A 22,549-nucleotide genomic window follows, 5' to 3' on the forward strand; every position below is an offset into this window, starting at 1 on the left:
CTTAGGCCTCTTGCGTGGTGTGTGTTTCGACCAGCAGGGCATTGGGGTCTGGATGCTTCACCCGGTAGCCTGTGTTGTAAATTTTCTGTGCCGAAATTTTGCGGTTTGGCGCTTGAATTTGGTCTAAATACTCTAAGCGGCTGAGGCCTTGGGCGTCGGTAATCGCATCGAATACCTGTTTGTTTGTATACGGTAGGTTGTCGTTGTCGCAGACGTTGTATACACCGCAAAGGGTGTTATCAACGGCGTGCTTAACGGCTTCTATGACGTCTTCAAAGTGAATGCAGTAGAGCGGTGCATTAGGGCCAAAAACAACTTTGCCACCAAAAAAATTATGAGCCATTTTTACGCGATCGGGAAAACTCATATCCCCAGGAGCGCCATACATATCGGGAAAGCGCAGTACACATCCTGTAGATGAACCGAGAACGGCTTGCTCTGCAGCCTGATAGTAGCGCGACGAGGGTTCTTCGTGATTAGCGGTTGGGGTTTGTTCGTCAATGGGATCAGTGCCACTACCACCGTTACCGTAAACAGAAAATGAGGATAAGAAAATCACTCGCGGCGAGGCTTTTGCTGCGTTAATACAGCTTTTTTCCAGCGTTTCATGGTATTCAGTTTCGCGCTCTTCTCGGGTTCGCGTTTTGCGAATATTGGGGGCAACGGTGACAATAATCGCATCGCAGCCGGTGGCGGCAGCCGCGACTTTTGCCGTGTCACTGCCTTTGAGCAGCACGACTTCGTCGGCATAATTATAGAGATCATTTACTTTTTCGGGGGTGGTGGTGCTACCAATAATTTGATGGCCATCGCTGCGTAAGCGATTTGCCAATGCTTTTCCAGCATGACCCATGCCGAGTATGAAAACTTTCATCTTAACGTTGCCTTTTGTTCTTGAGCGTAAAAATCGAAACATGATTAATCTAAGCTAATACGTATTTCGCTAGTGTCGCTGCCAATGGTGATTTCAGCTTTGCGGTAGCGTGGAGGACCAAAACGGGGTTTATGATCATTGGATAATCCGACTGGCTCAGCAGGCAGACCAATCACGGTTTTATTCATTTGGCCGTTGTCGTCGAGATCGTGATAAGCGGTAAAAGCGTAATTGCCCAATGCAATGTCCATAGGGATGGTGACGGCGCTTCCGCTGTAATCAGCTGGCAGCGCTAGGCTTGCAGTTTGAAGGGGGGCATCACTTAGCCAATTGTCTTTGTTGTATACCCTAACCACTATGGTGCCAGTCTCTTGTTTTATACCGTCAACTAGCACGTTTAGATTCACGCTGTCGGCTTCAGAGGGAGAAGCAAAAAAGAGATTGAGGGCAAGCAGGGTAATAGCGCGGGTGATCATGTAATTACTCTCTCAATAAGTGACATGCCGATAATATGAGTTGAAACGATGTTTTCGTGTTACTTTCTTCGCTTAATGATATAACATTAATACATTATTGGTTTGATATCTAGCGTGTCATTGGAAAAATATGAGAAATATCGCGGCAACCATACAGGACTACTTTCTTGGTCTTCAGCATATTGGCTATGTTGTCGATGACCTTGAAACATCATTGGCCGAATTCGCACAGATTTATGGTGTGGACCTAACGTCAGTGCGCTTGGAGCCAGAGGCTGGGGTGGACAGTCCTAGCCGCTTTGCTTTTTTCAGCGTTGCGGGTACTGAATTTGAGTTGATTGAGGCTTGTGATCCTGATTTGAAGGCGTTAATCGAGACCTATCCCTCAGGCGCGGGGGGCATTAACCACACCGCTTGGCGGGTTAGAGAACTGGACAAGGTTATGTCGCTACTCGCCGACAAAGGGATTGTGCCGGGCCATGTGACCCCCGCTGGCCCGGTCACATTTGGCAATAAAACTCTGGTGTATTTAGACCCAAAAACCACGGGTGGGCATTTGATTGAATTGATAGAAATTGCAGAATGAGTAGCGTTGATTACACCTTTGTTGGCGGCGGAAAAGCATTGGCAGCGGGTGAATACGTCTATTATCTCAATGACGAGTTGCAAGCAATTAAAGAACAGTGGTGCCGTTATGAGCAAGATGGTGGCATTGAGTTAATTGAAAGTAGTCGAGCACTCACCGATGTATTTGAGTTGCGTAGTCAGGCTATTTTAAGCGAAGGGATGTTCAAGCAAGTTCGTATTCAATGGCGAGCCGAGCAAGATGTTGATGTGTTCTATGACAATGAAGCCGGTGTGTGTTATCGCCAAATTGATGGCCAAGAGCAACCGGAAACAGTTCTTCCTGCGGGGCCAATTTACCCTTTGATGCGCATTTATACCGCTGCGTTAATTCAACACATTGCAAAATGTGGTGGCAATACTCAGGTCGTTATTCCAGACATTCGGCCGGCTAGTTCAGCGCAGGAAAAGTTATTACCTTTGCTAACGTCTAGACAGTGTGAATATTTGGGGGACGAAGTTATTAGCACTGAGACAATGGAAATACCATGTGAACGTTGGACGTTTAAGGGCGACCAATACAGCAGCGGTGATCTGTTTTATATCAACCGTGCTGGCATATTAGCGCGCTATTGTTGGCAGCAAGATAGTCAGTCCCAGTGGCGGGTAGAATTGCGTCATTCAATAAGCGGAAGTAAAACCTAAACTTGATTGATGGGTTTTCCCGCTCGAAAGGCCTTTACAATCTCGATAGATTGATCGATCAGTACTTGCCGAGATTCGCAGCTTGCCCATGCATTGTGAGGGGTGATAATTAAATTTGGGTGATGGCAATCTAGCAGTGGATTGCCGTTGCGCGGCGGTTCCTCACTTAATACATCTACAGCAGCCCCAGCTAAGAGACCTTGATTCAAGGCGTGTGCTAAATCATGTTCGTGAACAATCCCACCCCGCGCCGTGTTGATCAACATTGCGCTGGGTTTCATTAAGGTTAAGGCGGCATAATCGATAAGGTGTTTTGTTTCTGAAGTAAGCGGGCAGTGGATGCTGACAATATCGCACTGTGGTAGCAGTTCAGTGAGTGGTAAACGAGGCGGTTGTTGATGACTTGCTTGGCTGCGGCAGGATTGCCATGCAAGAATATTCATGCCCATCGCGCGGCCAAAATCAGCGACACCTTTGCCGGATGCGCCATAGCCTATAATGCCCAAGGTCTTGCCACGCAATTCCCGTATGGGTGGGTTTAGCATGCAAAACTGATCATGCTGCTGCCATTTTCCCTGTTGTACGCTGTGGTGATAGCTGCTTAGTTGGCGCATAAGCGCGAGCATTAACATGGCGCTATGCTCTACAAGCGCGGTCGTTGAATAAGCAATGTTATTGCATACCGTCACCTTATGTTCTGCGGCTGCGACGAGGTCGATATTGTTGGTGCCGGTGGCTAGCACAACAATCAATTTCAGATTCTTAGCGTGTGCAAAATGATCACGGTTGATGTGTACTTTATTGGTGAAGATAATATCGGCGTTTGCGATTCTGGCCGCTGTCTCTGTTGCCAATGTATGTGCATATATCTCTGAGCTTTCTATGCTGTCTTTTAAGCCTTGCCAATGAATATCCGACGGTGAAAAGCTGTCGGTATCTAAAAAAACGCCGTGCATAGTTGTTTTACCTTAGGTGAATTACTTGGCTTTAGGTCTTGCTAAGTGAAACGCTGCGATCTGCCCAATGAGGAAAGTGCATGCGATGACTTGAAATAAGCAGTGCAGTGGTTTGCAAAAATAGATACAACTGGATGTTACCGTAAACACTCAAGAAAGAAAGCGTCAAAATTAAGTTAGGAACGTGGCATAAAAGTACTTTGCGCAGATTCCATTCTGCAATGTTGTGGTCAGGCGATACATAGTGATCCCAGTAATGTTGCTGCCAAAGTCCATTGTAAATGGAGATCGTCACGGCTGTGAGTAAAGCGGTAAGCAATAAACTCATATTGAAGATTTCACATAGCGCCCAAAAGCTCAAAAAGAGTTGGCCCTGACTTAATCCCCACATAATTCCAAATAGCGAACAGCTAACAGGGTGCCATGGCCGACCCGCTGTATAAGTGCCTCTGGCCCAAATATAGCCATACGCAAAAATAATAAACCCAGTGCATACGAGAAATGAACATAGCCAAAGTGGATCGTTAATATTTTCTGTGCTGGCAACTGGGCGAAGTAATAAAGCATCAGTGACACCGGTAAATACACTAAGCAATGAACAAACGCAGAAATAGATAATGGCTCTTCGCCATGCATTGCTCGGCAAATAGTGATTTATATCGCCACGGTTATTTCTTAAACCAATAAAGCTAATAGCAGCGGTTATCACCAATATAAGCGTGTATAGGGTGTGCCAACTATCTAAGGAGAATACAGGCGGGGTAAAGAAGGGGAAGGTAGACACAGCAAGCTCACACTTTGTACATGCCACAGAGTGTTAACTGCTCATCATCTTCTGTCAAGGCGGTAATGATGGCGCGCGCTTCGTTTATAAATCACTGCCGTGTTACTAAGGTCTCGTTTAATTCAAACTTGATCATGTTGAGATAAATTTGCGGTGAGCTTACGTCAGTGACATTAATGCCGAGACCAACAGTTCATTATCGTAGTAGGGTGCACTTTGTTTGCTAACAAGGCGGGTATCAATAAGTTCGACATTTAAGGACTTAAGTACCGCGGTTGATAATCGAGAGGGGTAGATGCCATTGCGGCTGTCGAGCAAGACAAAATTTAACAACTGCTGATTACTTGTATCGGGATCGCAACCCGCGTGAAGTTGAGCTAGTAAGCGTTCTACTGAACTGGTTAAGTCCATATTGAATTGCTCTGGGTCGCTGCCTAAGTTGGGGATATATACTTTTGGACAGTCGTTCTCAGCAATGGCTTTACCTACACCCTCTGGGATTAAGTTTGCTAATAGTGATGAAAAAAAGCTGCCGGGTGGATAGCAAATTAATTCGGCTGACTCGATGAGCTTGCGGGTTTTCTTGCGTATTGCGGTTGATTTAATCGACTTAATGTCTGGGTGTTCAGATAAAAAAATCTGATTGATGGCAGAGTTTAATGGCGGCACTTCTTTACCGGTTAGTAAATGTTGGCCTATTAATTCACTGCCATCTTCAAGATCGGCCCCCAGATGCAGGTCATCATTAACAATGGCCCTTACCGTACCCTGTACATTGACGAGCTTTGAGAACAGAAAAATAATGGGGTCTAAATGGCGGTGATTATTTAAATAGCCTCCCGTTAAAATAAGGTTGCCAATACTTGCACCGCGCAAGTCAAAGTTTTTTGGCATCGCATTAAAGAAGTACCCCAGTTGATTGCAAATTAATTTTCGCATGGGGTTGGCAATGTCATTAATCAGCGGTGATTTACCACGGATCAGTTCGGCTAGCTCTGCTTTTAAGGTCTCTTGGGATAAGTGTTTGTCGAGCCGGTGATTAAATAGCGCGACCACCTCAGGGTGACCTAATACCGATTCGTCAGCCAGGGCCATTAAACGGCTGCGAAGATCTCCTATTGATGGCATGTCAAAAGCTTTGCGTAATTCAGCTGAGCTGCCGCCAGAATCAAAGGGCGTTATGAGGTGTACGGAATTATGTGTGTAGTTCTTGAGCGTTTTACACAGGCTATTGAGAGCAGACCCGCCACTAAAAAATAAAACACGAGGACCAAGCTCAGGTATTTTTTTATAGCGGCTGATGCGTAGGGCGTCTGGAATGGTGAGGCTGCGGGTAACGCGAATACTGGTCATAGCAATAAATTCATTGTGTTTGTGGCTGATAATATGACGGTTGTCTTATTTCTGTAACAGACAATAGGTGTTCTATCGGTCAGAATTGGCACATGATATCGCTATATTATGACGGTTTTCTGTGTTGATCACCTGTAAACGCTCAACTATTCGTTTCACTCATTGTGTAACAAATGTGAAAATAACGTAGTGAAATCCCCAATAGCCCTTTTGATATGTAAGCGTGATGACACAAGTTTATGAAGCTCCCCAAGAATATACGCGATAATTTGCGATTTTTATGTATCGAAATTGATTCGCTCTTAGAAAGTTTGGAGTCGTGTTTTCTTGGCGACGTTGCAGTGCAGGGGCGGCGTATTCTCGATAGAGGCGGCTATGCATATAACTTGAAAGTGCGTATACACAATGCCTCATTGACTGAGCTATCAGGGTTAAACACCGGTGATGCCAGTATTATGAGTTTGCGTGGCGCCGAGTTTATTGCCACGGATCTAGAGCGTATTGCAGAGCTGTGCCGTGAGAGTGTAAAACAAATTAACTACCTTGAAGATATCCGGCAGTTACACCCAGAGGCTTATCCACCGATGCTGGCCTTAATTCGTGAAGGTATTGCGATGATAGGCGGCGCAGCGCGGGCTAGCGATAGCCGGCAGGCACTTCAAATTGGTCAGCTAGAACCCCAGGTTGATAGAGCGTATCACGCCCTGTATAAGCGTTATATCACTGCCTTGAATGCAAAGCATAAACGTACTGAAAGCTTGGTGACAGCCCTCTTTATTGCTCATAATATTGAGCAGATGGGCGATGCGCTGCGCAATATGAGTGAAACGATTATCTCTGCCAATATTGGTCAGCCAGTTAATTTTGAACGCTATCACGCCTTGCAAGAGTCAGTGGAGCACTTAGAAACAGCAGTGTTAAAAGGGCCATTAAAGGTGGTGCCGATTGCTGAAACCCGTTCTGGCAGTGCGATATCTGGGGTTCATGCTGGCTCGGGTCGTGATCGAGAAACGGTTGCCATCTTCAAAGAAGGTCAAAAGAGCAAGTTAAAAGAAGAGCGACAGGGTGTAGAAAGCTGGCACGAGATTTACCCTGGCTTAGCACCTAGAATTTTGAGTTACAAAAAACGTGGCCAGTCTGCCGCGCTTCTTATTGAGCATTTACCTGGCTTAACTTTTGAACAAATCTTATTGAATGGTAACCGACGGCAACTTGCGGCTTGTCTTGAAAGGCTCAATGAAACCCTGCAGTCAGTGTGGACCGAAACCCGTAATAAAAAGCCTGTTGCGGCCGGATTTATTGCCCAAACCCGCAAGCGACTCCCAGAAATTTATAAAATTCACCCGGAGTTTCAGCAGAGTGCAAGTGAGATCTGCGGTTTAAAAAAACCGTCATTTGCTGATTTGTTAGCAAGCGCGGATGCCTATGAAAAAGAACTAAAAGCGCCTTTTTCGGTATACATTCACGGCGATTTTAATGTCGATAATATTATTTATGACCCCGCCGAAGAGCGTATCAATTTTATCGATTTACACCGCTCACGGTATATGGATTATGTTCAAGATGTATCTGTGTTCATGGTGTCTAATTATCGCCTACAGATTTTAGATCACAAAGTACGTCAGCGAATTATGGCTGTGGCCCGAGAGTTTTGTGAATCAGCGCGTCGTTTTGCTGTTCAGCAGGGTGATGACAGTTTTGAAATTCGGCTGGCCTTGGGGTTGGCACGTTCATTTATTACATCTACCCGATTTACGCTAGATAAGTCACAGGCGCGGAGTATGTTTCAGCGCTCGTGTTATTTGATTGAGTTGGTACTGAATACCCCCATTAAAGATGTGGCGTCATTTAAAGTACCCATTAAGGAGATTTTCATTGCCTGAGTTAAAAATTGCCGTGGTCGGCATTCCCGGAAAGTGGTCGACGGAAGTATTGGCAGATGCCCTAGAGGCGCAAACGGGTTTTCGCTTAGTGGTCGATATGGCAGAAGTGAGCTTGGACTTGAGTCTTGGAGCACTAATGTATCGCGGGGCTAACCTCTGTGATTTAGATGGCATTGTGGTGAAAAAGATCAGTGCTGAATATAACCCAGATACCTTAAATAGATTGGAAATGCTGCGTTTTGCAGAGGCTAAAGGGGTAAGGGTATTTAGCCCTGCCTCAAGTATGCTGGGTTTAATAAACCGCTTAAGTTGTACGGTGACGTTACGCCAGCACGATATCCCTATGCCTGATACGGTGGTGACAGAAGATATTGATGAGGCCATGTTTGCGGTTCGCTCCTTTTCCGAAGCGGTATGTAAGCCATTATTTTCTACAAAGGCGCGGGGCATGTGCGTTATTGATGCTAATCAGAGTGACGAAGCCTTGGCCGCCGAGCTAAGGGCGTTTCAAGCGCTTAATCCTGTTATGTATCTGCAGCGCAAAATTGAATTACCGGGGCGGGATATGGGCATGGTGTTCTTGGGGGGAGAGTATCTGGGCAGTTACGCACGGGTATCGCAAAGTGACAGCTGGAATACCACCATTAATAGCGGTGGGCGCTATGCTCTTGCTGAGCCACCGGCTACCACGATTGCGATGGCGCAGCGCGCACAAGCCGCTTTTGATCTAGATTTTACCACGGTGGATGTAGCCGATACCGATAATGGTCCGATTGTCTTTGAAGTGTCTGCTTTTGGCGGCTTTCGCGGCGCGCTGGATGGAGCGGGTATTGATGCCGCAACACTTTATAGTAAATATGCCATTGAGAAGATTCAGATATGATTAAATCTAGTGAAGAGATGTACCATTATTTTCTTAATAATGTGGAGCTTGAAGAGGTTGTTTTGACATTGGCGTGGGCTGATATCACCGTCAATGTACAGACTAATTCTGCTGACCTTCTAACCGGTTTAAGGGACTATTTTTCATTTTGCCTTGCGTCTGCTGCAGAAATTTCAAACGCGTCAAAAGTCATTAATCTTGTGGCGCTTGAAATGGCGGCGCCAGAGCTTCCCGTTACATTTGAAGACTGGCAACGTGAGCCTGGTAAAAAAGGGCGTAAAGATAGCTTTTTCGCGCTGGATGACGGTAGATTATTGCGAAAAGTTCGCACTGGTATGGTGTTTTTACAAAGCCAAAGTGTCTTGCTGGCGGCAGGTCCCTGTATTGCCAATAGCAACCAGGTAGTCAACTTTATCAATTCCCAGATAATGAATCATCTACAGCAGCAAAATTACCTTATTGGCCACGCCGCCGCGGCGTATATCAACGGTTGTGGGGTCGCCTTTGCGGGTTTCTCTGGTGGTGGAAAGTCCACTTTAATGTTGAAACTTATGGAGCACTCAGACAGTAAGTTTATCAGCAATGACCGCTTGTTCTTGCGAGAAGATGGTGACGGTGTACAGGCCGTGGGTGTGCCTAAATTACCACGGGTAAATCCGGGTACGCTATTGAATAATCCTCGCTTACGTGGATTGATGACGGACGATGAATGCCGCTATTTTGCCGAGATGTCCATGCCTGAGTTATGGGATGTCGAGCAGAAATACGATGTTCCTATTGCTGCACTTTATGGCCCTAAGCGGATTCTTGCTGCTGCGCCATTATCGGCCATTGTGATTTTGAATTGGCGCCATGATAGTGAGCAAGCAACCGCAATTAATCCCGTTGATATTACTGAGCGTCAGGAGCTGATAAGTGCTGTACAAAAGTCGCCAGGGCCATTTTATCAAAGTACTGATGGGCGGTTTCTAAGCGATGAACTCCGTATTGATAGCACGCCGTACTTGGCTGCACTCAAGCGAATTCAGGTGTGGGAGTTGTCTGGAAAAGTAGATATTGAGCAGGGTGTAATGCTTATCAATGAGCAGCTAGAAGCAGATCTTGTATGCCACGCTTAGTCGCTGCGCTTGTTCGACACGGTGATTATAAGCAGCGCGAGAGTACACCAAGTGCTCTACAACCCTTTCCCTTAAGCGCAAACGGGCGGCAGCAAGCTAGGTTGGCAGCTGATGAGTTGTTGCAGTTTGCTAGCAGTCACGGCCTAACGATTTGTAATAGCATCGATTGTTCTTCCTTGCTTAGAGCTTGGCAAACGGCTCAATACTATCGAGAGAAAATAGATGCTCGTCTTTCAGTTTTTACTGATGTAGATAGTTTTGATAGTTTGTGTGAGCGCAGTGTGGGTAGCGCGGCAAATTTAAGTTTAAATGAGATTAATCAAGTTATAAGAGATGATCCACGCTTTGCTGAGCTTCCTCCAAATTGGAAGTCGGACAGCCATTATCGTTTGCCCTTGGTGGGATCGGAATCTCTGATGGATGCAGGACAGCGTGTTGCCGATCATATTAGCGTTAGAATGCGTGAGTGTGAGGGTGGTCAGCAGGATATTCTAAAGATTTTTGTCGGCCACGGTGCGGCTTTTCGTCATGCTGCCTGTCAGTTAGGTGTGCTGAAATTTGAAGACATTGCGGCATTGAGTATGCACCACGCTAAGCCGGTTTATATCGAATTGATAGAAGGTGTTTGGCAGCATATTGGTGGTGAATGGAAGCATCGGCAGGGTAATGATACGCCTTTGGATTGAATTGCCTGACAAAGAAAATCAATAAATTTCACCGCGATTCATTGAAATGTCACAGTGCTGAAATATAACTGTAGGCTGAAGATGAAGGGTGTAAATATCATGGCCATAACCGCCGCACAGAACATTCAACAATCTGCGATGAATAGTGATAGCTACAATTTAGACTCGCACGAAATTGCCTATGAACCTTGGGAGTTGGGAAGCGGAAGTGACCCGCTTAAGCTAGCTAAGCGCCGCGTGTTAATGAGGGAGACCTTAGAAACTGCCGTTGCGGAACATCCTTGGCAGTGGCCTAAACAACCTATTATTTTTGTCTCGGACGCCCATGCCGACGCGGAGGCCTTTTCTGAGTCGCTTCTTGCATCGGGAGGCGTACGCCTGAATCGGCGAGGCGGCTTTATCCTTACCGCTTTGGGGCGTAAAGCCGTTTTTGTGATTGGTGGCGATTGTCTGGATAAAGGTCCGAGTAATCTCGCGCTGTTGCGGCGTATAAAAATGCTGATAGATTGTCGCGCTAAGGTAAAGTTGTTAGCGGGAAATCATGATGTCCGCTTATTGGTGGGTTTGCGAGCATTGAGTTTGCCAAAGCACTGTGACACGGAGCATATGTTTGCGCGTATGTCGCCAAAGGTGATCCCGCTCTTATTAGAAATTTACCAAGAGTATGTTCAGGGAAAGAAATCAGCATTGAAAGGTGTGCCTTCTGCCGAAATATGTCGACAACATCTAATGCCTGCCGAAGCATGGGCTGAAAGATTCTCAGCTTCTGCGCAGGGGCGAATGTCTGCTGATAACTTGCAGCGTGAATTGGCGCGGATGCGTAAAAAAATTGCGGGCCTAGAAAACGCATTTTTAGACGCAGGTATGAATATACGTGAGGTGTATGCCACGGCTAAGGTCTGTCAAAAGCTATTTTTAAAACGAAAAGGTGAGTTTTCGTGGTTCTTTAAAACCATGCAGTTGGCATACCGTAGTGGTTCATTTTTGTTTATTCACGCCGGTTTGGATGATGAGGTTATTAGCATCATCGAAAGCGATGGCGTAAAAAAAGTGAATAAAATTTATAAAAAGCAGATTGAGAAAAATCTATTCGACTTTTATTACGGTTCGGTCGCCAATACGATGCGGACCAAATATCGTGATGTTGATATGCCATTGACGAAAGAGGCTGTTAAGTCAGCATTTCGTGAAGGTATTCATGCCGTCGTGCATGGGCACAGAAATCGTCTTGAAGGGCAGCGCTTAATGCTTAGGCAGGGGATGTTGCATATTGAAGGCGATATCACCATGGACCGCAATTCTCGTATAAAAGAAGGGCTGAGTGGAATTGGTATTGGTGCTACGATTATAGAACCTCAGGGCTGGGTATTGGGTATTAGCAATGATTACCCTGCCATTAAGGTGTTTTCACCAGCACGGTATTTACAGTAATTGCTGTGTCTTGCAGTTAAAAAGAATTAGGAATAAGCCATTTATGCGTCAAGCCAAAACCAGTTTTCGTCACGAGTCGCTGCAAGACAGTAAGTCGATACAGGATTTTTTGAAAGCGATATCTAAGGGGTTAAATAAGGGCTCGCTACAGTTTAGTGATGAAGACGGTAAAATTGTTATGAAACCTGAGGGCTTGTTGAATGTGAAATTAACAGCGAGCCAAGATGAGGCCAAGCATGTTATTGATTTGCGAATTAGCTGGCAGGTTGATGACGGTGAAATTGATAAAAAGACGCTGACCATTTCCTAATGGTTAAATACCAAAATACTCAGTTATATCGATCTAAAACGGGCATGGGCAGTGAATGGACAAGGGCTCATGAGTGACGGGATGATTGAAGTCTAAGGAACTGGCATGAAGGCATAACCTTGATGCGAGCGTGTTTGAATTTTCAGAATAATACAAATCACAGCCCAATATGGGGTGGCCTATTAAGTGACTGTGTAGGCGTAATTGGTGGGTTCTTCCTGTTAGCGGTGTAAAAAGGACTCGGGTTCTTGTGGGGGCGTGTAAGCGAGAGATTACCTTAAAGTGACTTTGTGCTGGCTTACCTAGGGTGTTGCATATTTTTAGTTTCGGAAACTGCTCGGGGTCTTTGGCAATGCCTGCATTGATAATGCCTTCGTCCTCGTCGATATGTCCCATTAGCTCACTGGTATAGGTCTTTTTGACTTTCCGCTCTTGAAATTGTCTGCCTAGGTTAGCATTAGCCGCTTTATTTAAAGCCAATATCATAATACCCGAGGTGCCAAAGTCTAGGCGGTGAACCATGGTGATTTGAGGAAAGGCCTTGCGCATTCGGAAGTGAACGGAGTCTTGATTTAGCGGGTTCTTGCCCGATAAGCTCAACAACCCGCTGGGTTTGTTGAGTAGCAAAATATCATCGTCCTGAAAGAGAATACGAATATCCTCTTTACAGGGAGGCGCAATGAAGTTGTCGCCTTGCTTAGTCAATGATGTCAGCTTCTGATTTTAGAAAATTCATCGTCCATGCGCATAAACATGTACACACCCATTTTGTTCTCTTCGTCAGAGAAGTTTTCGGTTATGCGTTTAATGACATTGCATGCGCTTGCAATCATTTCTTCACAATGTTGTTCACCGGCAGGTGTTAAGGTGATGAGCTTCTCTCTTCCAGAGTTGGGGTCTTCTTCCAGCTCTATATAATTTAATGGGGCTTTTGAGAGCGCGCGAAGAGCCTTGGAGACGCTACTGCTGGTAATGTCATACCAGTTGGTCATCATTCTTACGATATCTTTGCGGCTGATAGCCGTTGAGCCTTCATTGCGAAGAGATTCCGATCGCAATATCCACATAATGACTGTTTGGTGACGATCAAGCCGTCCGCACTCCATAAGTCCTGCTTCTATTTTCATCCCAATAGAGAAGTGAATAGGGTAGAAATAGTCCAAAAACATATTGGGTGCAGTTTCTTTGGTGACGGGTACGTCGTCGTGTTTTTTCCAGTTACTTCTCAATTTTCTATCCAAAATACTGATTTATATATAAATTTAGGGTTGATTTGGCGTCATGTCAAGATATTTGAAATGAGACATTGTACGCAAAAGAAATAGTGTCCTGTTGACACTGTTTCTTTTGGCTTGTAATCTTTGCTGAAACAATAATGTGAAGATACAGGTTACTGATGTGAGTATCACCAATTTAGAAACACAGTTCACCACCCTGCGCTGTGCTTATCATTTAGAGCGTTTTCCATCGCTGGCGACCCGTTTAGACCGTTTGCGTCGTATACGCGCCATGCTTATTGAAAATGAGTCGGCGTGGTGTGAGGCGCTGTCAGAAGATTTTGGATATCGCTCAGCAGATCAAAGTTCGTTTGCCGATATCACCACCAGTATTAAATCGGTCAATCACGCCTTAAAGAATTTGAAATTTTGGATGAAGGCTGAGCGCAGAACGCCGGATCTCAGTTTACGAATGAGTGGTGCTAAGACCTATGTGGAAGCCTTTCCAAAAGGGGTTGTGGGTATTGTTAGCCCTTGGAACTTCCCAATTAACTTAGCAATATCACCGCTGGTTTCTGTGTTGGCCGCGGGCAACCGCGCTTATATCAAGCCTTCAGAAGCCACACCTGCAACGTCTGCGTTGTTAGAAAAGTTGATTTCAGACTATTTTTCTGAAGATGAGGTTGCGGTGGCGTGTGGTGATGTGGATGTTGCCCAGGCATTTGTGAAGCTACCCTTTGATCATATTATTTATACCGGCGGTGAAACAGTAGCGCGTCATATTATGCGAGACGCGGCTGAAAACCTTGTGCCATTAACACTGGAGTTAGGTGGTAAATCACCGGTCATCGTAAGTTCCTCTGCGGATTTAGCGATGACAGCTAAGCGGGTGGCTTTTGGTAAGTATTTTAATGCTGGCCAAATCTGTATCGCACCAGATTACTTGCTAATTGATGCTGAGCGTTTAGAGCCATTCTTGAGTGAGCTTAAAAGTGCTGTTGAAAATACAGATTCTTCCCAAGGGTCGGCTGATTCGGTATCTATTGTTAATAATCGTCATCGTCAGCGCTTGGAAAATTTGGTCTCTGAAGGTGAAAGTAAAAGCGGTCGTGTTATTAAGCTATCCGGGAACAATCAATCTGCTTATGAACTAACGGTTGTCATCGATCCCGCGGATGAGGCAGGAATTAATACCTCAGAGATATTTGGGCCAGTATTGTTGATTAAAACAATGGGTGGCCTCTCTGAGCAAATTGCTTATATCAATAAATCATCACATCCCCTCGTTATTTATTACTTTGGCCGCAGCGAAGCGGAGTTCCGACGTGTTGCTTGTGAGACAAGCTCCGGTGGCTTGGTGAAAAATGACGTTATCTTTCAATACGCCAATGATGATTTACCCTTTGGCGGTGTTGGCGGTAGCGGTATGGGCAAATATCGCGGTGAATATGGATTTAAAGAATTTTCAAACAGTAGGGCAGTGTACAAATCTGGATTTATCGATGTGTCTGGCTTTGTAACACCTCCTTATACAGATGTGTTCAGAATGGTTAATAAATTAATGAGGAAAATATGAATAATAACGCGATGAATACTGCAGACATAGATATCGATAACCTCATTAAGAATATGTTATCGCCGGAGTGTATTAGCAATCCGTATCCAGTTTATAAGCAGCTACGTACCCAGCCACCAGTAAATGGTTTGTTGGATTATCCGCCAGGCACAGTACCGGGTGTAGATACGCCGTACCCTGCATGGGTGGTAACACGATACGAAGATGTTGATTATGTATTGCGCAACCCAGAGATATTTTCTTCAGAAGATCCGATGCAGGCTAACTCTAGTGCGCCAAGCCTAATGTTGGTGAATCACGATAAGCCTCGTCATACCTCATTGAGAAATCTGGCAAAAATGGCTTTCACTCCCAAGCGAATTCACGATGATATCGTTGATCGCTTGCGAATTGATGTGAATGAGATTGTAGATCGCTCGTTAAATGCTGAAATGGATTTTATGGTTGAAGTTGCTGGCGTAATTCCTGCGTTAGTGATGACATATTTGATGGGACTGCCAAAAGAAGATTATAAACTATTAGTACGCTGGGCTAACGCGTTTATGGTGTCTTCTGATTTTACCCCCGAAGAGCGCCAAGCTTGTAATGAAGAGCTATTCCATTACTTTGTTGCCAATGTAGAAAAGCGTTACCAAGATATTGCTGCAGGTATTGAAGTCTCTGATGATTTGATGACCGCTTTTATTAATGCTGAGTACGAAGGCGATGTGTTAACAAAACAAGAAGTTATTTTGTTCTGCATCACTTTAGTCGTTGCCGGGGCTGAAACAACAACCTATTTTATTGGTAACCTTCTTGGCGTTATGCTCGAAGATGATAGCTGGTTTGATAAATTAAAAACTGATAGAAAAATTATCCGTCCTTTTATGGAAGAGTGTCTGCGTCGCGATGGCCCGCCACAAAGACTGTTCCGCTTAGTGTTGCAAGACTGCGAAATCTCAGGTCAAAAAATAAAAGCCGGAGATTGGGTCGCTTTCTTTATGGCTGCAGCCAACCATGATGAAAGTGTTTTTCCTGATCCAGAGAAATTCATTATTGGCCGCAAGAATGTGTCTAAGCACGTCACCTTTGGTCGTGGAATACATCACTGCCTAGGTGCTCCTTTGGCTAGGGTAGAAGCAGAAATAATGCTTAACGTAATACTAGACAAATGTGATGGTATTAAAGGAAGTATTACTAATTCGCGTCGCCAATCAGGAGGCTTGCTTGCCTACGGATTTGCAACATTGCCATTAGAGCTTGTTGGTAAAACCGCCTAATTTATTGTTTGTATATGCAGTTATAGATAAGGGTTAAATAGTGCAAGTAATAGTGACAGATCGATCCGGTGACGTAGCAGAGTACGATGTTTCTGAGTTTTCAGAGTTGTTTTCTGTACTGGGCGATGAACTGAAAATTGATGCTTTGTGTGGCGGTTGTTGTTCTTGTGCAACATGCCACATTTATACTGAAATCAGCGATGAGAAATACTTATCGGACTGTACAGAAGAAGAGCAAGACATATTGGATGGTTTACTGCATGTGCAGGCTGGAAGCCGCCTACTATGTCAATTAAGCAAGAAAGAAAACGTGGATAGTTTGAAAATAACCATAGCCCAAGCTGAATAGAGGAAATAATAATGAGTGATACTGAAGTGAAACAACTTGAAGAAGATAATCTAGCCGTCACCAAAGAATTGTTTGCGAGATTTGGTGCTGGTGATGTGGATGGCATAGTGGAGTTATTACACGACGATGCACATATCGAGTTTTATGGGCCTAGTGAGATCCCATACGCTGGAGATTACAATGGCTTGGAAGAATGTCGTAAGTTTTTCACCACAGTTTTGTCATCAGTAAATATCCATGTTTTTGATGCTGAAGAATTCATTTGTGAAAATGATAAAGTCATTGTGGTGGGAAGCCTTCGTTTAACAACAAAGGCAAACGGCAACGAAATTAAGTCACCTTTTGTTCATGTTATTACCTGCAAAGATAATAAATGGATTTGGTTCCGTGACTTTATGAATACCACCGTAGCTTATAAGGCGTTTAGTACAAATGCTGCCTAATCATCGTAATTTCTATTATTCAGATGTGGGCTTATTTTTATTGCTCGCTACGCCATGGCTGAATGAATGGGTCATCGGCTTAGTTCTATCGTTTGGTGATACTGACTTTTTTGTTGGTTCAGCAAAAACGATGTTAACTACTTTTGTTGGTATTGCTGGTGTCTTAGGTTTGGGCTTCTCTTTATTGAGATTAAATACTCCCGATAGCCGCTCAATTGTAATGATTAGTTTTTTCGTGAAGTTATTTGCGGGTAGCTGGATGCTATTTGCATATTTTCAGGGGATATCTCTGATATTGCTGATATTTGCAGTTGCCGATTTAGGGGCTGCATTGGTTCTGAGTGCTGCATTGATAAAGCAGACCTGAGCTATAGATTTTATATAAGGGTAGGAGTGTATGGCTGGCAGTAATGCCGCCATCACTATAAATAAATAGATAATAAATGGTGTGTGAATCATGAATTACCTTAAACGAATGATGGCTTTGGCTATTGGTGGCAGTACTGCTGTCACTTTTCCGATGTCAGTTCTAGCTGCAGGTCAGGGGAGCCGCTTACTTGAAGAAGTAGTGGTTACTGCGCAAAAACGGGAGGAAGACTCTCAAGACATCCCGATTATGATCAGTGCTTTCGGTGCTGAAAAACTTGATGCAATGGGTGTGGAATCCACTGCCGATTTGCAAAAAATAACACCGGGCTTAACGTTTACCTACGCTTACGGCTATACCGTTATTTATCTGCGTGGTATTGGTACTGATGCTTTTCTGCCAAATGCAGACCCCAGCATCGCTACCTATATAGATGGCATTAATATCGGGCCTAGCCAGGGTAAGCAAGATACCCTTGGTGCCGTAAAACGGGTTGAGGTATTAAAAGGTCCACAGGGTACGCTGTTTGGCCGTAATGCCACTGGTGGTGCAATTAGCATTATTACTGAAGATCCACCAGAAGAATTTACAGGTTACCTGAAAACGGAAATGGGTAATTATAATGCCAAAGCGAGCCAGTTATATTTGGGCTTGCCTGTAACTGATAGCTTGGGTTTTACCGTTTCTTTGTTTAATAGTTCTCAAGATCTATATGGTCGTAATGAAGTAAACGGCGCTCCTGGTCCTATGCGGGATGAGTTTGCTGAGGGTGCCCGAGTGAAAATGCGTTGGGACCCGTTTGACAGCTTTGCGATGACGTTGATCGCCTCGTACGGGAATCAGTTTACGAGTAACTCTTTGTCTCAAGAAAATACCCGTCCTGCACCTGTATTAATGGCTGGCGCAGAAACCGATGAGTTAGACCGTGTCTGGCACAATAATGACCTAGGCGGTAACTCAACGATGAATGAGTTGTACGGGGCAATATTTGAATGGCACCCTGGCCCTGTTGATTTGAAATTCATTTACTCTGAAAACTACGCCAATGTTGATGAGGCCCATTACGATCTGGACTCCACAGCGCAAGCAGAAGCGTATTTCTACAGTGCTGACCAGTTCAATGATCAAAAGACCTATGAGCTGCAAGTGATCTCTAATGAGGACACTTGGTTGTCTGAGGATCTGCAGTGGGTGGCCGGTTTGTATCGACTAGAAGGTGAAGGTGGCTTTGGTAGCCTGTATTTAACCTTAAACCCAGTTGGGGTTGCGGCAAACTTAGTGGGTTTGCCTAGTTTGCTCTCACCTATCTTGGGTCCACTACTGAATGGGATTCCTGATATTGTTTTAGGTAATGGCGGTATACTTACCACAGAATCGAACTCTGCTTATGCCCAGGCAACGTGGTATACAACAGATTGGTTTAATGTCACAGCGGGTGTTCGTTATCAGGAAGAAGTTCGTGGTATTACTAATAGCTACTTAGACGTTGTATTACCTACGGCAGGTGATCCACCAAATGATTACTATCGCTCTGGAGATCGTTCACAAAATATTCGTATTTCTGATTTTGAAGCGCCTGATCTTGAAGAAAAAACGCTTTCGCCTCGTTTGGCTTTACAGTTTTTCCCAACGGATTACCTGCAAATATTCGCCTCGGCGCAACGCGGTTACAAAAGCCCCACGTATAATATTGTGAACTTCTTCACCGACCCTGATCCGGTTGAAAGAGAAGAGGCAACTGCTTTTGAGATCGGCTTTAAGTCTGACTTGTTTGACAACACCCTACGCTTAAATGGCGCTGTGTTTAAGACCAAAATTGAAGGCTTGTTAACCGCGTTAGTGGCTATTCCTTCTGGTGGTATTGTTAGTTTTAAAAATGCCGGTACAGCGGAAATTGAAGGTGCTGAAATCGATTTTCAGTGGCAGCCAATGTCAAATCTCAACCCCGGCTTAGTATTGAGCGGTGGTGCAACCTATTTAGACGCCTATTACACCGACTATAAAAACGGTGCAGGTTTTGATGATGATACTGGTCTGTACTTTGGTGACGACAGCTTAACAGGTGATCCTGCTCGTGACTTTAGTGGTAATCGCATTGTAAGAACGCCTCGCTTTAGCTCTAGTGTATCGGCCAACCAATTCCTTAGTTTGGGTGACTTTGGTGACTTAGAGTTAGGCGTCGATTATTACTATAACGGCGGTTATAACACGACCCCTCAAGCATCACCGTACTATATTCAGGATCAGTACGAGACGTGGTCTGGACGTGTTTCATATTTCTATGATCCGCTTGGCTTGCAGTTAACGGCATTTGTTAACAACGCCAAGGATAAGGAGTATACCCAAGCGATGGTGCAGCAAGACTTTGGTCGAACTGTGACCTTGGCCCCACCACGCACTTATGGTCTTAAATTAAAATGGGATTTCGACACTTTGCTCTAACCACTTAGGTCAACTTTGCGGTGGGCATGTGACGGCGTGTCCTCCGCTTTTTTAATTCTAAAATAAAAAGGAAATTATTATGAAATTGAAAACTCGTTTTACCAAAGCGCTTGTTACTGCTTCAATTCTGGCACTTCCGCTATTTACTGCGGCTAGCCGTGTTAATGCTCAAGCTGAGTTTGTAAACTTTCTCTCTTTGACCGATGGCCCTTTGGCAGTGCTTTATACTCCACTGGGAGATTTAGGTATTTTACCGGCTGGGATTGAGAATCTTGATGCGATCGTTATCGCGGGGTCGGATATTTTGTTAGCTGGAGATAACCCACTTGATACCGTGCTGGGTTTGGGCGGTCCTCTAAAGGGACAGTTGATTCCAATATTCGATGTGCTGGTTGAAGACCCCTTATCTACAGTGGATTATATATTAGAGGGTGGCACCATCATTTCGGAAGGCTTAACGATAATCCCAACCTTGCCGTTGCTAAACTCGCCTTTGATCCCTGAAATGTAATGCACTCTTGCTTAGCGAAGCAGGGGTCTTAGCATATTTTCTAGACCATTGAGTTTTATCTCGTACATGAGTGCGAGCTGCTCGCCTAGCTTACCTGCCGGAAACCCCTGTTTGTGAAACCAAACTAAATAGGGTTCCGGCAGTTCTAGTAATTTTCGCCCCTTATACTTGCCGAAAGGCATAACCTGATTTACGGCATCTAATAATTGCTGTGGGTCTTGATCAAATGGCATTTTGAAAATCCGAGCTGTGCCAGGCATTTGCGCCAAGGGTAATTAGTCGCAGCTGCTTTTCTGCCTTTTGTATTAAAGCGGCATCATCTTCTCCGTTTGGCCTGCCCATAAGTTGTTCTGACACAATTTGTATCATTGAACCAATCATCAAGCTGGCTAGCATCTGTAAATCATCAGCGGTCCAGTTATTGTTGTTCACCAGCCTTGCTAAATCGTCCGTGAGTTCAGTTTCCAATTGTTTGAACTCATTATTTATGGCATTTCGGATGGTGGCGACACCACCATAGGCTTCTCTGCTTATAAACTGGAATTGTCGATGATGGGCGCGTACATAAATAATGAATGTTTCTACCGAGCGGCGAATGATGAGCTCCTCTGGAATCGAGGTTGCTCGCGCTGTAATCAGCATAGCTCGCAAGGTGCTAAATGAAGAGGTAACTAATTCTAGGCCGAGGCTGTTCATGTCTGGAAAATGACGATAAAACGCGCCCGGCGTAATACCAACTTCGCGTGTCACTTCCCTGAGGCTTATGCCATCGAAACTTTTATCACGGCTCATCAGTTCCAGAGCGGCTTCAAGCAGAGCTTGGCGCGTATTGATTAGGGTGTCGTCGTGGCCGCGATGGCGCTTTTGGGGGCGACTCATATTGCAAGTGGCTCTGATTCAAAAATGTTGGCTTGAGCTAAACACGTATACGGTCATGAAGGGAAAGCTCAGAGAAGTGTTTAGGTATAAACCAGTTTACAAGCCCTGACTAGGCTTGGCTAGAAGAGTGGGAGCTTGCTTGAGCTACCGATGGTGCTGGCGCCAGTATTGTGACTGTGAACGGTTTTTCTTATGTTATTGTTTTTAAAGTATTTTGTTTTATTACTCGGCGCTTGATGTTGGTTGATGGTGTTTGGCGATGTTGTAGCTAGAGCGCGTGATGTTGGTTTTTGGTTAATGATATTCGCTCTCGGGCTCTATCACGCCTTAAGTGGTGTGATTGGATTAATCAATTCTGTTAAACTGCGCGGCCCCAGTATCCGTGACGAAGAGATAGAGCTATGGCGGAACAAGCTTCAGCGCAACAAGTGGTTCGTGAGCATTTAGCGCAGTTGCATGAACAACCGGTGGTACCTGCAGAAGAGCGGGCGGCTTTACGTGAAAAAATAAAGCGCCTTCTCAATGAGAGAAATGCGGTACTGGTTGCACATTATTATACTGACCCTGAAATCCAGTCCCTCGCCGAGGAAACCGGTGGGTGTATCTCTGATTCGCTAGAAATGGCTAGGTTTGGTCGTGACCACGATGCGTCGACGCTGGTTGTCGCGGGCGTCAAATTTATGGGTGAAACCGCAAAGATATTGTCTCCTGAGAAGCGCGTTTTAATGCCGACGCTGGAAGCAACATGTTCTTTGGATATTGGTTGCCCAATCGACGAGTTTTCTGCTTTTTGTGATGAGCATCCAGATCGTACCGTTGTGGTTTACGCTAATACCTCGGCGGCAGTTAAGGCCCGAGCTGACTGGGTAGTGACATCAAGTATTGCCCTGGATGTGGTTGATTATTTAGATGGCGAAGGTGAAAAGATTTTGTGGGCGCCGGATAAGCATCTAGGTGATTACGTGCGCAGAGAGACGGGCGCGGATGTGTTGTTGTGGGACGGTGCTTGTATTGTCCACGAGGAATTCAAGGCACAAGGTATTCTCGATTTACAAAAAGTGTATCCCGATGCCGCAGTGTTGGTGCATCCTGAATCACCCGCCAGTGTTGTGGCCTTGGCTGATATGGTGGGGTCGACTACTCAGATCATTAATGCCGCTCGAGATTTACCCAATAAGCAAATGATTGTGGCAACTGATCAGGGGATATTTTATAAGCTGCAGCAGTTAGTGCCAGACAAAGAGTTTATTATTGCTCCCACGGCAGGCAGTGGCGCTACCTGCCGCAGTTGCGCTAACTGTCCGTGGATGGCGATGAATGCCCTAGATAATTTAGCGGCTGTTTTAGAAAGTGGTTCTAATGAAGTGTTTGTAGACCCAGATTTGGGTGTGCAAGCGATGAAGCCGCTGACCCGAATGCTGGACTTTGCTGCGGCTAAGTGATGGCTCTTTAGAGAGTGAAGGTATCGCGTAGCTAAGCGCTA

The 22,549-nt window shown here is 45.0% G+C and carries 25 protein-coding genes; 16 read left to right on the forward strand and 9 right to left on the reverse strand.

The window, feature by feature from the left end; genetic code table 11:
- Position 1: 1 nt before the first annotated feature.
- Together AELLOGFF_RS03925 and AELLOGFF_RS03930 are read right to left on the reverse strand one after the other, a co-directional pair.
- A complete protein-coding gene (locus AELLOGFF_RS03925) occupies positions 2 to 874 on the reverse strand; it encodes an NAD-dependent epimerase/dehydratase family protein (RefSeq protein WP_159267449.1) in 873 nt (290 codons plus the stop codon).
- A 44-nt stretch (positions 875 to 918) separates the two neighbouring features.
- Complete coding sequence (locus AELLOGFF_RS03930) at positions 919 to 1,350, reverse strand: DUF2141 domain-containing protein (RefSeq protein WP_159267450.1); 432 nt, start codon at positions 1,348 to 1,350, stop codon at positions 919 to 921.
- Between the two features lie 130 nt (positions 1,351 to 1,480).
- Here AELLOGFF_RS03930 and AELLOGFF_RS03935 point away from each other — a divergent pair, with 130 nt between their 5' ends.
- Together AELLOGFF_RS03935 and AELLOGFF_RS03940 are read left to right on the forward strand one after the other, a co-directional pair.
- On the forward strand, positions 1,481 to 1,936 hold the full coding sequence (locus AELLOGFF_RS03935) for a VOC family protein (protein ID WP_159267451.1): 456 nt from the start codon (positions 1,481 to 1,483) through the stop codon (positions 1,934 to 1,936).
- A complete protein-coding gene (locus tag AELLOGFF_RS03940; protein WP_159267452.1) occupies positions 1,933 to 2,619 on the forward strand; it encodes a hypothetical protein in 687 nt (228 codons plus the stop codon). Before AELLOGFF_RS03935 ends, AELLOGFF_RS03940 begins: the two co-directional genes overlap by 4 nt.
- On the opposite strand, the gene AELLOGFF_RS03945 is transcribed toward AELLOGFF_RS03940, so the two are convergent.
- The 3 genes from AELLOGFF_RS03945 to AELLOGFF_RS03955 all read right to left on the reverse strand — a co-directional run bounded on the left by AELLOGFF_RS03945 (position 2,616) and on the right by AELLOGFF_RS03955 (position 5,712).
- A complete protein-coding gene (locus AELLOGFF_RS03945) occupies positions 2,616 to 3,575 on the reverse strand; it encodes a D-2-hydroxyacid dehydrogenase (RefSeq protein ID WP_159267453.1) in 960 nt (319 codons plus the stop codon). The two genes, AELLOGFF_RS03940 and AELLOGFF_RS03945, sit on opposite strands and share 4 nt — an antisense overlap.
- Positions 3,576 to 3,606: 31 nt before the next feature.
- A complete protein-coding gene (locus AELLOGFF_RS03950) occupies positions 3,607 to 4,359 on the reverse strand; it encodes a hypothetical protein (RefSeq protein ID WP_159267454.1) in 753 nt (250 codons plus the stop codon).
- Positions 4,360 to 4,518: 159 nt separating this feature from the next.
- Positions 4,519 to 5,712: a GAK system CofD-like protein gene (locus tag AELLOGFF_RS03955; RefSeq protein WP_159267455.1), complete on the reverse strand. Its 1,194-nt coding sequence runs from the start codon at positions 5,710 to 5,712 to the stop codon at positions 4,519 to 4,521.
- 239 nt (positions 5,713 to 5,951) lie between these two features.
- Between AELLOGFF_RS03955 and AELLOGFF_RS03960 the strand changes: the two genes are divergently transcribed.
- The 6 genes from AELLOGFF_RS03960 (at position 5,952) to AELLOGFF_RS03985 (ending at position 12,023) form a co-directional block, all read left to right on the forward strand.
- Positions 5,952 to 7,595 (forward strand): PhoU domain-containing protein, encoded by a 1,644-nt coding sequence (locus AELLOGFF_RS03960; RefSeq protein ID WP_159267456.1) that lies wholly within the window; start codon positions 5,952 to 5,954, stop codon positions 7,593 to 7,595.
- Complete coding sequence (locus AELLOGFF_RS03965; RefSeq protein WP_159267457.1) at positions 7,588 to 8,478, forward strand: GAK system ATP-grasp enzyme; 891 nt, start codon at positions 7,588 to 7,590, stop codon at positions 8,476 to 8,478. Before AELLOGFF_RS03960 ends, AELLOGFF_RS03965 begins: the two co-directional genes overlap by 8 nt.
- Complete coding sequence (locus AELLOGFF_RS03970) at positions 8,475 to 9,596, forward strand: HprK-related kinase B (protein WP_159267458.1); 1,122 nt, start codon at positions 8,475 to 8,477, stop codon at positions 9,594 to 9,596. The genes AELLOGFF_RS03965 and AELLOGFF_RS03970 overlap by 4 nt, the downstream gene beginning before the upstream one ends.
- The gene (locus tag AELLOGFF_RS03975; protein WP_159267459.1) at positions 9,584 to 10,282 is read left to right on the forward strand and encodes a histidine phosphatase family protein; all 699 of its coding nucleotides are present in this window, start codon (positions 9,584 to 9,586) and stop codon (positions 10,280 to 10,282) included. Before AELLOGFF_RS03970 ends, AELLOGFF_RS03975 begins: the two co-directional genes overlap by 13 nt.
- Before the next feature lie 99 nt (positions 10,283 to 10,381).
- Complete coding sequence (locus AELLOGFF_RS03980) at positions 10,382 to 11,713, forward strand: metallophosphoesterase family protein (protein WP_159267460.1); 1,332 nt, start codon at positions 10,382 to 10,384, stop codon at positions 11,711 to 11,713.
- Between the two features lie 43 nt (positions 11,714 to 11,756).
- Complete coding sequence (locus tag AELLOGFF_RS03985; protein WP_159267461.1) at positions 11,757 to 12,023, forward strand: amphi-Trp domain-containing protein; 267 nt, start codon at positions 11,757 to 11,759, stop codon at positions 12,021 to 12,023.
- Positions 12,024 to 12,056: 33 nt separating this feature from the next.
- On the opposite strand, the gene AELLOGFF_RS03990 is transcribed toward AELLOGFF_RS03985, so the two are convergent.
- Together AELLOGFF_RS03990 and AELLOGFF_RS03995 are read right to left on the reverse strand one after the other, a co-directional pair.
- Entirely contained in the window at positions 12,057 to 12,728 is a 672-nt protein-coding gene (locus tag AELLOGFF_RS03990) for an RluA family pseudouridine synthase (RefSeq protein WP_200842597.1), read from the reverse strand.
- Between the two features lie 5 nt (positions 12,729 to 12,733).
- A complete protein-coding gene (locus AELLOGFF_RS03995) occupies positions 12,734 to 13,252 on the reverse strand; it encodes a winged helix DNA-binding protein (RefSeq protein ID WP_159267462.1) in 519 nt (172 codons plus the stop codon).
- Positions 13,253 to 13,421: 169 nt separating this feature from the next.
- Between AELLOGFF_RS03995 and AELLOGFF_RS04000 the strand changes: the two genes are divergently transcribed.
- The 7 genes from AELLOGFF_RS04000 to AELLOGFF_RS04030 all read left to right on the forward strand — a co-directional run bounded on the left by AELLOGFF_RS04000 (position 13,422) and on the right by AELLOGFF_RS04030 (position 20,187).
- Positions 13,422 to 14,816 carry an aldehyde dehydrogenase family protein gene (locus AELLOGFF_RS04000; protein WP_159267463.1) on the forward strand — a complete coding sequence of 465 codons (1,395 nt, stop codon included), beginning with the start codon at positions 13,422 to 13,424 and terminating at the stop codon, positions 14,814 to 14,816.
- Complete coding sequence (locus AELLOGFF_RS04005) at positions 14,813 to 16,075, forward strand: cytochrome P450 (protein WP_159267464.1); 1,263 nt, start codon at positions 14,813 to 14,815, stop codon at positions 16,073 to 16,075. The genes AELLOGFF_RS04000 and AELLOGFF_RS04005 overlap by 4 nt, the downstream gene beginning before the upstream one ends.
- Before the next feature lie 40 nt (positions 16,076 to 16,115).
- Positions 16,116 to 16,424: a ferredoxin gene (locus AELLOGFF_RS04010; protein ID WP_159267465.1), complete on the forward strand. Its 309-nt coding sequence runs from the start codon at positions 16,116 to 16,118 to the stop codon at positions 16,422 to 16,424.
- A gap of 11 nt (positions 16,425 to 16,435) precedes the next feature.
- Entirely contained in the window at positions 16,436 to 16,867 is a 432-nt protein-coding gene (locus tag AELLOGFF_RS04015; protein ID WP_159267466.1) for a nuclear transport factor 2 family protein, read from the forward strand.
- Positions 16,857 to 17,234, forward strand: a complete 378-nt coding sequence (locus AELLOGFF_RS04020; protein WP_159267467.1) for a hypothetical protein — start codon at positions 16,857 to 16,859, stop codon at positions 17,232 to 17,234. Before AELLOGFF_RS04015 ends, AELLOGFF_RS04020 begins: the two co-directional genes overlap by 11 nt.
- Before the next feature lie 90 nt (positions 17,235 to 17,324).
- Positions 17,325 to 19,676 carry a TonB-dependent receptor gene (locus AELLOGFF_RS04025; RefSeq protein ID WP_159267468.1) on the forward strand — a complete coding sequence of 784 codons (2,352 nt, stop codon included), beginning with the start codon at positions 17,325 to 17,327 and terminating at the stop codon, positions 19,674 to 19,676.
- 79 nt (positions 19,677 to 19,755) lie between these two features.
- The gene (locus AELLOGFF_RS04030; protein ID WP_159267469.1) at positions 19,756 to 20,187 is read left to right on the forward strand and encodes a hypothetical protein; all 432 of its coding nucleotides are present in this window, start codon (positions 19,756 to 19,758) and stop codon (positions 20,185 to 20,187) included.
- An 11-nt stretch (positions 20,188 to 20,198) separates the two neighbouring features.
- Here AELLOGFF_RS04030 and AELLOGFF_RS04035 read toward each other — a convergent pair whose 3' ends face one another.
- Both AELLOGFF_RS04035 and AELLOGFF_RS04040 read right to left on the reverse strand, forming a co-directional pair.
- A complete protein-coding gene (locus AELLOGFF_RS04035) occupies positions 20,199 to 20,420 on the reverse strand; it encodes a DUF3820 family protein (protein WP_159267470.1) in 222 nt (73 codons plus the stop codon).
- Positions 20,410 to 21,066: a TetR family transcriptional regulator gene (locus tag AELLOGFF_RS04040; RefSeq protein WP_159267471.1), complete on the reverse strand. Its 657-nt coding sequence runs from the start codon at positions 21,064 to 21,066 to the stop codon at positions 20,410 to 20,412. The genes AELLOGFF_RS04035 and AELLOGFF_RS04040 overlap by 11 nt, the downstream gene beginning before the upstream one ends.
- Positions 21,067 to 21,467: 401 nt before the next feature.
- Between AELLOGFF_RS04040 and nadA the strand changes: the two genes are divergently transcribed.
- The gene (nadA, locus tag AELLOGFF_RS04045; RefSeq protein WP_159267472.1) at positions 21,468 to 22,508 is read left to right on the forward strand and encodes a quinolinate synthase NadA; all 1,041 of its coding nucleotides are present in this window, start codon (positions 21,468 to 21,470) and stop codon (positions 22,506 to 22,508) included.
- Positions 22,509 to 22,549 lie beyond the last annotated feature (41 nt).

This window comes from Zhongshania aliphaticivorans, assembly GCF_902705875.1.
GTDB classification, from domain to species: Bacteria; Pseudomonadota; Gammaproteobacteria; order Pseudomonadales; family Spongiibacteraceae; genus Spongiibacter; species Spongiibacter aliphaticivorans_A.

Coding starts and splice junctions, on each gene's coding strand:
- AELLOGFF_RS03925 (WP_159267449.1), bottom strand. CDS start 874: ATGAAAGTTTTCATACTCGGCATGGGTCATGCTGGAAAAGCATTGGCA.
- AELLOGFF_RS03930 (WP_159267450.1), bottom strand. CDS start 1,350: ATGATCACCCGCGCTATTACCCTGCTTGCCCTCAATCTCTTTTTTGCT.
- AELLOGFF_RS03935 (WP_159267451.1), top strand. CDS start 1,481: ATGAGAAATATCGCGGCAACCATACAGGACTACTTTCTTGGTCTTCAG.
- AELLOGFF_RS03940 (WP_159267452.1), top strand. CDS start 1,933: ATGAGTAGCGTTGATTACACCTTTGTTGGCGGCGGAAAAGCATTGGCA.
- AELLOGFF_RS03945 (WP_159267453.1), bottom strand. CDS start 3,575: ATGCACGGCGTTTTTTTAGATACCGACAGCTTTTCACCGTCGGATATT.
- AELLOGFF_RS03955 (WP_159267455.1), bottom strand. CDS start 5,712: ATGACCAGTATTCGCGTTACCCGCAGCCTCACCATTCCAGACGCCCTA.
- AELLOGFF_RS03960 (WP_159267456.1), top strand. CDS start 5,952: ATGAAGCTCCCCAAGAATATACGCGATAATTTGCGATTTTTATGTATC.
- AELLOGFF_RS03970 (WP_159267458.1), top strand. CDS start 8,475: ATGATTAAATCTAGTGAAGAGATGTACCATTATTTTCTTAATAATGTG.
- AELLOGFF_RS03975 (WP_159267459.1), top strand. CDS start 9,584: ATGCCACGCTTAGTCGCTGCGCTTGTTCGACACGGTGATTATAAGCAG.
- AELLOGFF_RS03980 (WP_159267460.1), top strand. CDS start 10,382: ATGGCCATAACCGCCGCACAGAACATTCAACAATCTGCGATGAATAGT.
- AELLOGFF_RS03985 (WP_159267461.1), top strand. CDS start 11,757: ATGCGTCAAGCCAAAACCAGTTTTCGTCACGAGTCGCTGCAAGACAGT.
- AELLOGFF_RS04005 (WP_159267464.1), top strand. CDS start 14,813: ATGAATAATAACGCGATGAATACTGCAGACATAGATATCGATAACCTC.
- AELLOGFF_RS04015 (WP_159267466.1), top strand. CDS start 16,436: ATGAGTGATACTGAAGTGAAACAACTTGAAGAAGATAATCTAGCCGTC.
- AELLOGFF_RS04020 (WP_159267467.1), top strand. CDS start 16,857: ATGCTGCCTAATCATCGTAATTTCTATTATTCAGATGTGGGCTTATTT.
- AELLOGFF_RS04025 (WP_159267468.1), top strand. CDS start 17,325: ATGAATTACCTTAAACGAATGATGGCTTTGGCTATTGGTGGCAGTACT.
- AELLOGFF_RS04030 (WP_159267469.1), top strand. CDS start 19,756: ATGAAATTGAAAACTCGTTTTACCAAAGCGCTTGTTACTGCTTCAATT.
- AELLOGFF_RS04035 (WP_159267470.1), bottom strand. CDS start 20,420: ATGCCATTTGATCAAGACCCACAGCAATTATTAGATGCCGTAAATCAG.
- AELLOGFF_RS04040 (WP_159267471.1), bottom strand. CDS start 21,066: ATGAGTCGCCCCCAAAAGCGCCATCGCGGCCACGACGACACCCTAATC.
- nadA (WP_159267472.1), top strand. CDS start 21,468: ATGGCGGAACAAGCTTCAGCGCAACAAGTGGTTCGTGAGCATTTAGCG.